We start from the raw sequence: 12,900 nt of genomic DNA, 5'->3' as shown, positions 1-12,900 counted from the left end.
TTTAATTGTTGTGGTTAAAAGTCTATATATATAGATTTATAATTGTTTTGGTTTTATTTAATCTGTGTTTTCAAACTAAACAAAGATCCTTTATAAACATCTAACGGTGAAACACATATATGATCTCAACATCCACTTCGCTTTTTTGGGCAGACAAGTTGGCTTCAAAAACTATCGAACGGGCAAGGCGAGAAGGTAGAATACCAAATATAAAATGCCAACAGACCCCCTCAGGGGGAAAACATATAGGAAATCTCAATGATGTTTTGAGGGCTTATTTTGTTTACAAATCAATCATTTTAAGTGGAGAAAAGTGCGAGTTTGTTCACGGCTCAGATGATAGGGATCCACTAAAAGATATCCCTATGAGACTAATGGATCTTGATGGAAACTGGCACTTAAGCAGCGAATTTTCAGAGATAAGAAAATATCTTGGCCATCCCCTCTGTAGAGTTCCGGATCCATTTGACTGCTGTAAAAGCTGGAGTGAGCACTTTAACAAGATATGGGCAGAAGGCATAAGAATGCTCGATGTCCATCCCATTTATTATACAGCAGACGAGCTTTACAAAAAAGGGAAATTTGATAAATATATTGAACTTGTCTTCCAAAAACACGACCTTGTTTCGGAAATTATAAAAAAGTACCAAGGAAGTAAGGAAACTGGCTATATTCCTTTTGACGCCATATGCCCAAAATGTGGAGTTCTAACAAACATAAGCGGATTCGACATAGAAAGAAAAACCGTTAAATTTACTTGCGGTGGAAAATCAATAAAAAATAAAAAAGCGCTCGGTTGCGGTTTCTCTGGCGAAGTTCCGTGGAGTGAAGGAAAGCTGCAATGGAGATTTGAATGGCCAGCGCAGTGGTGTATATGGCACACCACCCATGAGCCATTTGGAAAGGACCATGCAGAGGGGAGCTGGAAGAGTGGAAAAGAAATAATGGAAAAAGTCTTTGATGCCAAACCTCCCATCCCATTTGTTTATGAATTCTTCCTTGTAAATGGAGAAAAAATGAGTGCAAGCAAGGGAAACGTATACGTTGTTCAGGATATCTTAAAGCTAATAGAACCTGAGGTCTTTATGTTTTTCTATGCAAAGAGGCCGGAGAAGCAGAGAGACTTGGATCTAAAAGAGATATTTAGACTCGTTGATGAGTTTGACTTTGCCGAAAAAGTTTATTTTGGAAAAGCAGAGGAAAGAACAGAAAATCGCGTCGAGAATACAAAGCGCATGTATGAACTCTCAGCATTAAAACTCCCAGCACAGTGCCCTAAACGGATCAATTATGCCTTTGCAGGAACTCTTGCTCAACTATATAGCGAGGATGTAGCAATCCTCAAGCTTAGAACGCTTGGCCATTTAGACGAGCAAGAACAAAATGAACGACTTGCACGTCAAAGATTAAAATTAGCGCGTTTCTGGATAAGTACATATGCCCCCCCGGAAATGAGAATAAAAATAAATTCTCCGACTCAAGCAAAGGAAGAGATTAACAAATTAGAAGAAAACGTCAAACAAGCTTTGTTCGATTTTGCCACCTCATTAGACCTTCCTGAAGAGGAATTACACGCCAAAATAAGGCGTATATGCAAAGAACGAAATTTAAAAATAGAGGACTTTTTTGAGGCTGCTTATACGGTTATCCTTTCCAAAAGAAGAGGTCCCCGTCTTGTCCCCTTCGTAAAAATGCTTGGAGAACAAAAAGTAAGGGAACTCTTTTTATGACTTTTTAAGGCTTACCTGCTATAATCCGCATACCTTACTGACAAAACCTGCAATCTTATCGCGTTTTCTGAAACAGACGCTACACCAAATTCAATTTGCTTTTGGCGCCCAAAAAGTGACTTCACACACACAATCTGTTTCTCTTTAACTTCAAGCACACTTTTAGTGTTAAAATAGTTTACGGGCACATATCCCTCTTCTATTTTTGAGCAGGCCATTGGATAAATCTCAAGCGGTTCTCCTTCCTGCAAGATTCCAATATTGTCTCTAATAAATGAAGCATCGGAGAGTAGATACAATGGCCGCGTATTATACTGAATAGAATTTGGTGGAAAATAGAAATAAAAAAGTCTTGCACCTTTAAAAACTTCAATCGAATTTTGAGGAAACAAGTTGTTATACTTATAAGTCGTGTTAAGTATTATATAATCGCCAATTCTAAAGCTTATCTCATCTTTCTTTGCAATTGGAAAATACGCAGAAATTGTTATCAGCATTGCAACAAGTATAATTATAAATAAGACGACTTCTGGTATTCCCGGCAAGGATAGTGGCTGTTTCAATACTCCTTCGATCTTTTTCATGATTTAGTAAACCCAAAGAAATTTTTTAAAAATACGCTTAAAAATCTCAAATCCCTAACATCCATTAGCTATTCATGGGCCCGTAGCTCAGTTTGGATAGAGCGGCACTCTCCTACCAATCTACAAAACATTCCAAGCAGTGCACCACAAATGCACAGGGAGAAAGGTGAAGGTCGAGAGTTCAAATCTCTCCGGGCCCGCCTTATCGGTGGTTTATGTTGTATGCAAGAAAGATTTCCAACCTCATAATCGAAGCAATGAAGAGTCTATGCCCAACCAAGGTTGCAATATCATTTTCAGGGGGCCTTGACAGTTCAGTTTTGGCAAAAGCTGCTAGAGATATGGGTTTTGACGTACTCCTCATAACCGTAGGCATGGAAAACAGTTCAGACATTAAAAATTCTATCATTGTTGCTAAAGATTTAGGTTTACCGCACGAAAAAGTTTGCCCTACTTATGCTGAAGTTATATCTGCATATTCTCTGTGCCAAAAAATAATGCCCGGAGAATTTCTCAAAGTTGAGCTTATGGTCCCCGTTTACTTTGCATGCAAAAAAGCAAAGGAGAAGAATTTTTCACACATAATTTTTGGGAGCGGTTCAGAAGAGCTATTCGTAGGTTATGATCGATATTTTACTTACCTCAAAGAAGGAGTGGATCTGGAAAGAATCTTACAGGAGGAGATACGATACCTACCATACGGAGACTGCAAAAGAATAGATGCAACGGCAAACTACTTTAACCTTATAACCATATACCCGTTCCTTTACTCTCCCCTAATAGAGTTTGTCCTTTCGCTACCTCTCTCTCAGCGAATCGGAACAAAAGAAAACAAAAAACCGCTTTTGAGAGAATCCGCAATGCTTCTTGGAGTCCCTGATTCTGCACGTATGCGTCCAAAAAAGGCAATGCAATACGGAAGTGGCATTCATCGAATTCTCTTAAAGGAATTTGGAAAGAAGAATTAGCAATTATCATTCTTACTTTTTTGCCTCTAAAAGCAAAAAGAGATGGTCCTTATCATAAGGCGACAATTCGATCTCTTCCAAAATAGTAAACTTGCTTAAGAGACTTTTTTTCACTTTCTCATAAGTTCTGTGAGGATCTTGAGTTACATCAATGCTCTGGGATTTTATAGCAATCATGGCATAACCTCCTTCCTTCAAGAAGGCTTGGGAATTTTTAATTAATATTTCATCTTGATTTGCCTGTGCTACATCTTCATAAATGACGTCAACGTTTTCAATTTCACTGTATCTTTCAGGATGGTTTGCATCTGCAAGGATGGGAATCATGTTCTCTCTTGCCTCGCAAACATGAATTAACTCTCGCATAGGGCGTTGCGCAAATTCTATACAAAATACAACTCCCTCTCTTCCTACTATATCTGAAATATGAGAAGCCGTAGTGCCACTTGCTGCTCCAAGATAAAGAACTCTTGACCCCGATCTAATTGGCATCCCCTTCAACCCTTTTTTTATTGCAGCTGCAAGCTTGCTTCTAAATATATCCCATACCCGATACTCAATACCTCCCTCCAGAATAAGCTTCTCTCCATAGACCCCTTTTCCAGGGACAAGGTTTTTTGTAGCAATTCTTCCTCCAACCAAAAATATGCCGTCAAATAATCTCTTCATACTTTATCTCCTTTATCTATAATCTTAAATGCGGATGCGGGCCCGATGGGATTTGAACCCATGACTTTCTGGTTAAAAGCCAGACACTCTAGCCAAGCTGAGTTACGGGCCCTGTTAGATGTCGTCTCTATTTTGGTAGGAATTCTTTATAAAAGTAAGAGAGATATAAAGAAGTATGCAACGAAACAAACTTCCATACATCCTCTACATAGCGTCTACAGCCCTTTTTTTGATTTCTATAATATTAGTGCCTTTTTTGCAGATGGGGAATAATCCACTTGCAGCCAAGGCTTACCCTCTTTATCACTTGGGTTGCCATCAAATAAATTCTCGGTCTCTTTGCATCTTCCTCCGTGGAGGCACTTATTCTCTTGAAGATTGCACAAAAGATTCCTCTGTCCTTGATTGGAGGATGACTCCAACAGTAGAAAAAGATGATGCAATAGGGTATAAATTGCCAGTATGCGCAAGAGATGTTGGTATTTATACGGGACTACTTGTTGGTGGCCTTCTTTTTCCTCTCTTCGGGCGAGTTGAGAGAAAAGAAATTCCTCCTCCTTGGTTGTTTGTTATCCTACTTATGCCGATGGCAATAGATGGGACTTCTCAACTCCTAACTCTGTATGAAAGTTCCAACATCGTTAGGATACTCACGGGTTTAACTGCTGGCGTCGTAGTGCCTTTTTATTTGATTCCGATACTAAATGAATTTTACACAGCGTTCTTTGAGGTCAGAAAAGCATGAGATGTTACAGACATCAAGAAGCCGAAGCAGTAGGTATATGTGTAAATTGCGGAAAAGCCATCTGTCTAGACTGCGCAAGAGAAAAGCATGGAAAGCTAGTTTGCTTTAGGTGTGCAAACAAGGTTGATTATGAAGGTTTCGTTTCTGACAGAATAATTAGCAAACAGCTTTTGGAAGAATATCGCAAATGGGAAGAACTCCACTCCTCAACGACCACAAAAAAAGAAATAAAAGACGGAGGGAGATTAGACCTTATAGTACTTTGGAACGAGCTTTCAAGGCTTATGCGACTTCTTTTTCCGCATGACAGCTCTTTACCAATAATGAAGGAACATGGTGCGGATATGATAATGCCTATGCTTTTAGGTGGTCTTGTTGCTGGACTACTATCAAGTATCCCTGTTATAAATCTACTTTTCTTTATAACTCTCCCATTAGGATCCGCAACAGCTATTGCATTTTTGAGAATGGAAGGCTTTTTTCAATATAGAATAAGTGAGACAGAGGGAGCAAAAGTTGGTATACTCGTAGGCATAGCAGCTACTTTTGTCTCCATCGTTCTACTTATAACGTTTTCAACTCTTTTTGCAGAGAGCGTCTTTTCATTTATAAAAGCCACCAAGCCAGCGATGAAGACAGATGAGATAGAACAGACAATGAGCACAATAGGGCTTGAGAGGCGTCTTTCTACAAGCATAATAGCCGAGAAGTTCTTTTTGAATCTTCTCCTCTATTCGTTTTTTGGAATGGCTGGTGGAATATTCTTTGCAGATAAGATGCGGTGATTATTTGAGCCTAATGGCGTCAAGATTCATCGGTGCTCTAGCTTCGATTCTCATCATCCTGCTCAAAGTACCTGCCAAGTCATCTGCCTTATTCTCATCCCCATGAAGGGTAAATATCCTCTCAGGCGTAGGCCTCAGATTTCTTGCAAATGACAAAAGCTGGTGCCTATCCGAGTGTCCAGAATATCCCTCCACAGTCGAAATTTGCATATTTACTTGAAGTGTATCTGTCTTTCCGTTTCCATCATTTAGAGGAATTTCCTTCAACCCCCTTTGGAGTTTTCTTCCAAGCGAAAGTGCGCTCTGATAACCTACAAATATTAGCTTGTTTTTTGGATTATCTGCTAACAACTTAAGAAACTCCACAGCAGGCCCTCCAGATAGCATGCCCGAAGGTGCAAGAATTACGCAAGGTTCTCCTTCAGCAATCTCCTTGCGTTCTTTCTTTACTATCTCAAATATCTCCGATTCAAATGGGCTATCATTAGAAAGAATCCTTCTCTGGAGGTTGTGTCGTAGATATTGCGGATAAGCAGTATGAATCGCAGATGCCTCCAAAATCATCCCGTCTAGATAAACCTGAAAATTAAAATCTGTGTTATTTGAGAAGTGTTCTTCCAATACAAGCATTATTTCCTGTGACCTTCCAACAGAAAATACCGGTATCAGCACTTTTCCCCTTTCTTGCAAGGTTGAGCTTATCTCGGAAATCAAATTTTTATCCGCTTCGAATCGGCTAGCAGTTACGTCGTTTCTCCCACCGTAAGTGCTTTCTAGAAAGAAAGTCTCTGCACGCGGAAAGACAGTATTTGCTTGGTCAAAAAGCTTAGTAAAACCGTATTTTATATCACCTGAAAAAATCGTATTGTGGAGTCCTTGTCCAATATGAAGGTGTGCTTGTGCTGAACCCAATATATGACCTGCATTATAAAATGTAAGTTTTATTTCCGGAGTAACATCCATCACTTCTCCATAATCTATAGTAACGGTGTGTGCAAGTTGCTTTTGGATGTCTTTAACAGAATAAGGCACAGGATAGTTTGAATACTTGCTCATTAGGTCAAGATAATCCATTTGCAAGAGGACCATCAAGTCTCTTGTAGGAGGAGTGCAGAATACGGGCCCATCATAACCATAAGCAAATAGATAGGGTATAAATCCCGTGTGATCAAGGTGGGCATGAGTTACTATAACTGCATCGATTTGAGATGGAGAAAGATTCATAGCATTTAAGTAAGGATAAGCTTTAGTTGGCTCCGAAGTTTCGGGATTTATACCACAATCAATTAATATCCTGCTGTTTGTGGTCTGAAGAAGAGTACAGGAACGTCCAACTTCCCTATATCCTCCCAGTGCCGTGACCTTTAGCCAATCGCTTTTTGGAACGTCAGAGCATATCTTCTTTCCAAGAGAAATGAGAAATTTTTTCCTTGCAGTTGCTTCTTTTAGCATTGACTTCCTTATTCCCGAGATTGTAGATGACGAGATCGTTGGCATCCTCAAAATCTGTGGTGCCCAACCAGTTTTCTGTATTATCTCTTTTAACATCGCTCCGCCCTTCCCAATGACTAGGCCTGGCTTTAACGCCTCAATATTGACTTCTGAAAAGACAGGGTCAAATACAATTGATGAAACACCGGCTTCCTTCGGAACAAGTTCCTCAATAATTCTTTTTGCTTTCTCAGGTTCTGTCAACATAGAAGAGTCGGATCTTATAAGGACTTTTTTTCTCACAACTCCAGCAATCTTTTTAATTAACTGATCCTCCTCATAAAACCGTCCTATGTTCTTCAGATACAGAACAATATCCAGCCCTTCAGCTTCAACTCTTTCTAAATTACATTCAGGTGGAATAAGCTCCACAACCTTCTTCTCTATTTCTTTTAAATTCAAATTTACCTACCTCTTAAATCTACTTCTGATTAGGGGTGATATACAAAAACGTTCTGATAAATAATTTACCACTTTAATCTACCGTCAAAAAATTGGAAATGCGGCCTCTTTTACTTCCTGTACAATCAACTGTTCTTACTCTCGACTTTCTTCCAGATTTCCGTATATCCTATTGTCTATCTAAGTCTGTCACTTTTCTGCTTATCTGTCAAATTTATGTCTCTTTTAAGTTGGTTTTGCAACTTGTCTTTAGGAGAGGCGTATCCCTTTAACCTCTCCGTCTAGTCGCTAATCATATATTCGAGAGCTCATTTAGTGTGAAAGAAGCTTTTCTATCTCTTCGGGTTTGTATCTTTTGAAGCCTGCTTTCGTTACGCTCACCAAATCAACACCCTCGCCTGTAGCGCAATCTCTTTTCATTGCAATTGACACGGCCTTTGCAGCCAATGAAAGGTTGTCTTTTACGCTTTTACCCTTTTCGTAATGGGCTTCAAGAAGGCCATATGCGATAGGCGAACCGCTTCCCGTAGAGACGTAAGCCTCTTCCGTTAATCCACCTAATGGGTCAAGAGAATAAATTTGGGCACTATTATTATTGTCAATGCCCCCAATAAGTATTTGCACCATAAATGGAAAGAATTTATACTGATACATTATTGCAGCAAGGACATGCCCTGCAGCCTTTGGACTCATCAATCTCCCTTCTCTAAGCTTGTACAATTTTGCTTCGGCTTGCATTATTCTTACAAGCGTCTGCGCATCAGCTACCGAGCCAGCAATAGTCATTGATAAATGGTCGTCTATTGGATATATTTTCTCAATTTCTCTTGAAGCAATAAAATACCCCATCGATGCCCGCTTATCTGCGGCCATAACTATACCATCACTACAAGTCAACCCCACAGTGGTAGTACCAGTGCGAAGTTGCCTCATTTTTTCATCATATAGTCCTTTTTCCATTAAATCACCACTAACCCTAAAAAGAAAAAGAGCAAACAATTGCTTTTTTCTACCACTCCATTTAAAATTTTTTTGTTCCGGTACTGGTTGCTTTTTAGATAAAAAAGAAGCGAGATGGTACACCCATAGGCTCCATCCCGCCTCCCACTCACCTAATTTCTTAGGCAAACATTATTAACTATGATAAGTTTTAAATAATTTCTTTTTTATTTTTTGGAAAACTTCAACCTCCCACTTCTTTTAATCTCTAAAAAATGGCTTGGGGCAAACTTACGCCTAAACCTCAATAAACAGACTTATATACCACAATAACCACAATATGTATATAATACTTTAAAAATATCTCATTAGTTAAGTAGTTGGGAGAATTATGCGGAGTGAGAGTCTAAAACGAGTAGATAGACTGATTTCTCAATCTTACGATTCAAATCCAAATGTGCGCTTGAGGGTGGTTTCAGAACTTTCTACTATCTTGGAAGAGCCCGGTGCTGTTTTTGCGTTGTTAGAACTTGCTTCCGATAAAGATGAAAAAGTTAGAGCAGCCGCCCAAGAAGTACTTTCACGGATAAAGCAAAAAGAAGATGTGATGTCAATAGAAAAACTTTTCCTTCAAAGTGAAGCAGAAAGACTCGAAACAGAGACCGATGTTAAAGAAAAGCTCTTCCCTTCTATCGAAAAGTTATTTACAAACAAAAAAACAAAACGCCGTTTAATGTCAAGTCTTGAAAAGCTTTTCTCTGAGAAAAAGAAGCATCGACAGTCTAAAGTCGAAGACGTTTCTTCTGATGTCAAGCAAACAGTCTTAAAAGACCACATTGAAATCCTCTCCCCAATTGAGCCGATAGGTGAGTTTGAAGACAAAGAAAAAATTGCTCCACCAAAAACCGTTACTTCGCCGTCTCACTCTCCTCTTTTGGATATAAAAGAAATTACGGAAGGTAGAGAAAGACAAGAAACTATTCACGAATCTGCTTCAAGTACAAGTATCTTAGAAGAAACACAAAAGACCTCGGTTTATGAAGAGGCTTTTAGAAGAGCGTATCTTCTTGCATCTGAAGGAGAGATTAATGAGAAAGCACTTCTTCTAGAGGAGAAAAAGATGATTGCCGAAATGACTTCTGCAGTTAAGGCTGCATTTAAGGCAGCTAGAGAAAAAGCAAAGAATGCGCCTACTCCTCTTTCATCTCTCAGACCAGGCATGAGAAAAATAAAGACCTCAGAGGTTACGGTAGCTGAAGTGAATGAAGTGGATTTGACAAAAGGGAAAAGAAAAACAAAATTGCTGAAGTTGCTCATTCTCGATAATACCGGAAAATTCCCTTTATATCTTCCAGAGCTGCGCGGAAAGGGGATTAATGTGGGAGACCACCTCATAGTTGAAGGCGCATATGTAGCAGATACTGAAGATGGAACTGGGCAGGCCCTGTTTCTTGAGTCAAAGGGAAGACTCCTACTGATTAAGTAATATCACGAAATTCCACTAAATACGATAGATTTAAATAAGACATTAATCTTAATTATGTTGAAGAAGTTGAATAAGAACAAGGGGGCTATAAATGAAAAATATAATTATTTTGGTCGTATCCCTTCTGTTTATATTTTCAAACCTAGTCATAAGCAAATCCCCAGACCAGACAATCCTTGCTTTCAATCAGACTTACTCAGACTTTGGCGGCTTGGAAGTAATACGCCAAATCTTAGTTGTAGATAAACCATCAATCAGCCATTCATTAAACGTAGCCATCCATCAATACTACACATTCATAATTCTTTCTATTAACAACTCAGGAACGCTGGAGCGCAAAAATCTTTATGTAAGCCAGGATATCTCGAGGATTCTTTCGAGCGGTTCAAATCTCCAACAAATGAGTGGTATTACGTGGGAACCGGTGCCAACCTCCTTTGAATGGGGAAAAATAGCACACAGCAAAAAAAGCCTTATGCCCGGAGAGAAGTTCGTCATTGTGATCCAAATACCAGCTAAGCTTAGCAGAGAGGAATTGGCTACCCTTCCAAAACCCGAAATATCTATAGATCCATTAACGGCAATAATAACTGCTCCATCCAATGTTTTAGTTGGGGAGCGCGTCTTAGTTTCCATTAAAAATGAACAGGGCATCCCATATATTGGAATCGACGTTACCATAATAAGTCCGACGGGAAAAGCACTTAAAATAAAAACGAATGAGAACGGAGTTGTTGATTTTGTAGCTCGTGAAGAAGGAATATATTCATACCGTGTTCCTCAACTACGTCTTCTTAATGCCCCCCAGACAAAAGCAAATCAACCAGTTGTCTATCTCACAACAGCAGAACTTTCACCAAAGAAGGAGGAAAACGTCTCTAGCTTCTTTAATTTTAATCTTGGCGATTTTGCAGGAATAATAGCTGGCCTGATAATAATTGCAACTATCCTGCTGGGTATCGGAATTTTCTTGTCTTTAAGACAAGAAGAAGAGGAAGAGGTCCAATCACAATATCCCCAATCCCTTCCTAGCTCCATGGATAAAGAACAACCCCTACAAAAGGAGATACAACCACAAGATTCGGAACAGGAGAACGTAGCCGAAAGCAGCGCAATAGAACAAACAAGATCAATACTTGCGGATAGAAGAAAAAAAAGAGAGCAAGGAGTAATAATCCAGCCCCAAGAGACAAGCACAGGTATAAGCTCCGAGACGCGCGACGTCACGCATCTTGAAGAGGCGCCAACACCTGCCGAGGATGAGGAAGAAGAGGAGCTCTCTGATGAGGAAATTAGAAAAATGACCGAAGAATTTATTAGGCGCCTCCAGGAGGAGGAAGAAAAAATAAAACCTTCAACATACGATTACGACACCCAAGATACTAAGAGCGAAGACAGAATAATCCTCTCTCCACAAGTTCAAAAAATTAAGGAAAAAAAGGAAAATGAAAGAGAAAGCAAGGCAAAAAAGGAAGAGCTCAAAAAGAAAAAACATGCTGCAATAAAAAAGGCAATAGAAAAGTTGGAAAAAATATCCAAAAAGAAAAAATAGTCTCTTTTTCTACCAGGGCACCTTCTTCAAACCAATTTTATTTGCCAAGATGTTGAATCCTACATGAAGAAAATAGGTAAGAATAAATAGAAATAGCAGCGAAGGGACAGAATATAAACCGTCTGCGAACGGATAAGCAAAGACAATTGCTACAATCAAAAAAGTAAGCTGATCTAAAAGAAATGATGGTTGACCAGACGGAATAGCCAACCTCCTTTTTATGAAGCTACCTAAGGCATCACCACACATAGCTCCAGTTCCTAAAGCAAACCCTGCTAGCAAGTACTCCCAAAAGTTCCTTAGGAGGTACAAAGAAGTAAAAGGCAATATGATGCCCAAAAGCCCACCAACAATACCGCCTGCCAAAATTCCAGAGAAAAATCCTCTTATAGTTTTCCCATCTCCAAATAACCTCCTTCCATCTATAAACATTATTCCAAGATCAAGATGTTTTCCACCTCCAAATAAAACTGGCGTTGAATTTGCAAAGTAGGCGGGTAGAATAAATAAAACTAATTTGATTATGCTCTCAAATGAATCTTGCATATGGATTTTTATATCTCAAATAGCTTTTTATTGGATCACCCTAAATCTTAATCAGAGGAAGGAGGAGATCTATGTGAAAATCAAGCCAAATAAGATAACGTTCGGAGGCTCGTTTGGTCTTCTGATTGTGGCTTTGCTACTGTTATTGCTTGTTCTGCTCCCATTTGTTGGGATATCCAATGTCTTAAGTGAAAAATGTATAGGATTAATTGAAATAAAAGGTGAGATCAAGTCAGAGAGCATACCCCCAACCCTCTTTTTTGAAGGGGTTGCGGGTTCAGAGGAAATAGCAAAATTAATCAAGACGGCGGATGAGAATCCATCAGTAGGTGCCATAGTTGTTTCTATAAGCTCCCCCGGCGGTTCACCCGTCGGAGCAAGAGAAATTTACAACGCGCTTAGAAGTGCAAAAAAGCCAACAGTTGCTTACTTCCGAGAAATTGCTACTTCTGGAGGTTATTATGCAGGAATGGGTGCAGATTATATCGTAGCAGAACGTGATGCAATAACTGGGAGTATAGGTGTGCGTTCAACAATAATGGAAGTCACAAATCTCTTTGGGAATATAGGAATTAATTCAACATTAATAACAAGTGGAAAGTTCAAAGGTATTGCAGACCCAACAAAAAAGTTGACAGATGAAGAAAAAGAAATTCTCCAAACAATAGTCGACGAGGTTTTCGAAGGATTTAAACATGACTTAATAGAAGCGAGAAGTAATAAGCTCAAAGACCCCCAAAAGGCCTTTGACGCCAGGATCCTCTCTGGAAAACAGGCATACGATATAGGGCTTGTGGATATGGTGGGAGGAAAGGACGATGCGCTAAAAACCGCAAGTCAACTTGCCGACATCAAAAGCGAATCCCCTCGCATATGTAAAATTGAAAAACCCAGCACCGGCTTTTTCACCGGCCTGCTTGGAGAGAAATGGGTTGGAGGGCTTATTAAAGAAATTCTTTTATTATTAAGTCAAAAGCAAGAAATTGAAATATATTTTTAGGTG

The 12,900-nt window shown here is 39.3% G+C and carries 12 protein-coding genes and 2 tRNA genes; 8 read left to right on the top strand and 6 right to left on the bottom strand.

Going from position 1 to position 12,900, the window contains the following annotated elements; translation table 11 throughout:
• Positions 1–119: 119 nt before the first annotated feature.
• Entirely contained in the window at positions 120–1,730 is a 1,611-nt protein-coding gene (gene lysS / locus QXF67_03530) for a lysine--tRNA ligase (protein ID MEM3060574.1), read from the top strand.
• A gap of 11 nt (positions 1,731–1,741) precedes the next feature.
• Here the strand turns inward: lysS and QXF67_03525 are convergent, their stop codons facing one another.
• Positions 1,742–2,314 carry a hypothetical protein gene (locus QXF67_03525; GenBank protein ID MEM3060573.1) on the bottom strand — a complete coding sequence of 191 codons (573 nt, stop codon included), beginning with the start codon at positions 2,312–2,314 and terminating at the stop codon, positions 1,742–1,744.
• Positions 2,315–2,390: 76 nt separating this feature from the next.
• Here QXF67_03525 and QXF67_03520 point away from each other — a divergent pair.
• Together QXF67_03520 and QXF67_03515 are read left to right on the top strand one after the other, a co-directional pair.
• Positions 2,391–2,514 (top strand) — tRNA-OTHER (locus QXF67_03520).
• A gap of 15 nt (positions 2,515–2,529) precedes the next feature.
• Positions 2,530–3,282 (top strand): asparagine synthase C-terminal domain-containing protein, encoded by a 753-nt coding sequence (locus QXF67_03515; protein ID MEM3060572.1) that lies wholly within the window; start codon positions 2,530–2,532, stop codon positions 3,280–3,282.
• A 12-nt stretch (positions 3,283–3,294) separates the two neighbouring features.
• Here QXF67_03515 and QXF67_03510 read toward each other — a convergent pair whose 3' ends face one another.
• Complete coding sequence (locus tag QXF67_03510; protein MEM3060571.1) at positions 3,295–3,951, bottom strand: fibrillarin-like rRNA/tRNA 2'-O-methyltransferase; 657 nt, start codon at positions 3,949–3,951, stop codon at positions 3,295–3,297.
• Between the two features lie 37 nt (positions 3,952–3,988).
• A tRNA-Lys gene (locus QXF67_03505) sits at positions 3,989–4,063 on the bottom strand.
• 63 nt (positions 4,064–4,126) lie between these two features.
• On the opposite strand from QXF67_03505, the gene QXF67_03500 reads away from it, so the two are divergent.
• Together QXF67_03500 and QXF67_03495 are read left to right on the top strand one after the other, a co-directional pair.
• Positions 4,127–4,696, top strand: a complete 570-nt coding sequence (locus tag QXF67_03500; protein MEM3060570.1) for a DUF2085 domain-containing protein — start codon at positions 4,127–4,129, stop codon at positions 4,694–4,696.
• Complete coding sequence (locus tag QXF67_03495; protein MEM3060569.1) at positions 4,693–5,481, top strand: B-box zinc finger protein; 789 nt, start codon at positions 4,693–4,695, stop codon at positions 5,479–5,481. The genes QXF67_03500 and QXF67_03495 overlap by 4 nt, the downstream gene beginning before the upstream one ends.
• Here the strand turns inward: QXF67_03495 and QXF67_03490 are convergent, their stop codons facing one another.
• Both QXF67_03490 and psmB read right to left on the bottom strand, forming a co-directional pair.
• Positions 5,482–7,374 carry a beta-CASP ribonuclease aCPSF1 gene (locus tag QXF67_03490; GenBank protein MEM3060568.1) on the bottom strand — a complete coding sequence of 631 codons (1,893 nt, stop codon included), beginning with the start codon at positions 7,372–7,374 and terminating at the stop codon, positions 5,482–5,484.
• Between the two features lie 312 nt (positions 7,375–7,686).
• Positions 7,687–8,334, bottom strand: coding sequence for an archaeal proteasome endopeptidase complex subunit beta (gene psmB, locus QXF67_03485; GenBank protein MEM3060567.1), 648 nt, complete (start codon positions 8,332–8,334; stop codon positions 7,687–7,689).
• Between the two features lie 370 nt (positions 8,335–8,704).
• Here psmB and QXF67_03480 point away from each other — a divergent pair, with 370 nt between their 5' ends.
• On the top strand, positions 8,705–9,799 hold the full coding sequence (locus QXF67_03480) for a HEAT repeat domain-containing protein (GenBank protein MEM3060566.1): 1,095 nt from the start codon (positions 8,705–8,707) through the stop codon (positions 9,797–9,799).
• Between the two features lie 91 nt (positions 9,800–9,890).
• Positions 9,891–11,351: a hypothetical protein gene (locus QXF67_03475; GenBank protein MEM3060565.1), complete on the top strand. Its 1,461-nt coding sequence runs from the start codon at positions 9,891–9,893 to the stop codon at positions 11,349–11,351.
• Positions 11,352–11,360: 9 nt separating this feature from the next.
• Here the strand turns inward: QXF67_03475 and QXF67_03470 are convergent, their stop codons facing one another.
• The gene (locus QXF67_03470) at positions 11,361–11,897 is read right to left on the bottom strand and encodes a CDP-2,3-bis-(O-geranylgeranyl)-sn-glycerol synthase (GenBank protein MEM3060564.1); all 537 of its coding nucleotides are present in this window, start codon (positions 11,895–11,897) and stop codon (positions 11,361–11,363) included.
• A 73-nt stretch (positions 11,898–11,970) separates the two neighbouring features.
• Between QXF67_03470 and sppA the strand changes: the two genes are divergently transcribed.
• Positions 11,971–12,897, top strand: coding sequence for a signal peptide peptidase SppA (gene sppA, locus QXF67_03465; protein ID MEM3060563.1), 927 nt, complete (start codon positions 11,971–11,973; stop codon positions 12,895–12,897).
• Positions 12,898–12,900 lie beyond the last annotated feature (3 nt).

It is taken from the genome of Candidatus Anstonellales archaeon (assembly GCA_038869735.1).
Taxonomy (GTDB): Archaea; Micrarchaeota; Micrarchaeia; order Anstonellales; family CG1-02-47-40; genus JAWCQO01.
Note: the sequence above shows the minus strand (reverse complement) of the source record. Positions and strands in the feature narration are given on the sequence as shown.

Coding starts and splice junctions, on each gene's coding strand:
- lysS (MEM3060574.1), top strand. CDS start 120: ATGATCTCAACATCCACTTCGCTTTTTTGGGCAGACAAGTTGGCTTCA.
- QXF67_03525 (MEM3060573.1), bottom strand. CDS start 2,314: ATGAAAAAGATCGAAGGAGTATTGAAACAGCCACTATCCTTGCCGGGA.
- QXF67_03515 (MEM3060572.1), top strand. CDS start 2,530: ATGTTGTATGCAAGAAAGATTTCCAACCTCATAATCGAAGCAATGAAG.
- QXF67_03510 (MEM3060571.1), bottom strand. CDS start 3,951: ATGAAGAGATTATTTGACGGCATATTTTTGGTTGGAGGAAGAATTGCT.
- QXF67_03500 (MEM3060570.1), top strand. CDS start 4,127: ATGCAACGAAACAAACTTCCATACATCCTCTACATAGCGTCTACAGCC.
- QXF67_03495 (MEM3060569.1), top strand. CDS start 4,693: ATGAGATGTTACAGACATCAAGAAGCCGAAGCAGTAGGTATATGTGTA.
- psmB (MEM3060567.1), bottom strand. CDS start 8,334: ATGGAAAAAGGACTATATGATGAAAAAATGAGGCAACTTCGCACTGGT.
- QXF67_03480 (MEM3060566.1), top strand. CDS start 8,705: ATGCGGAGTGAGAGTCTAAAACGAGTAGATAGACTGATTTCTCAATCT.
- QXF67_03475 (MEM3060565.1), top strand. CDS start 9,891: ATGAAAAATATAATTATTTTGGTCGTATCCCTTCTGTTTATATTTTCA.
- QXF67_03470 (MEM3060564.1), bottom strand. CDS start 11,897: ATGCAAGATTCATTTGAGAGCATAATCAAATTAGTTTTATTTATTCTA.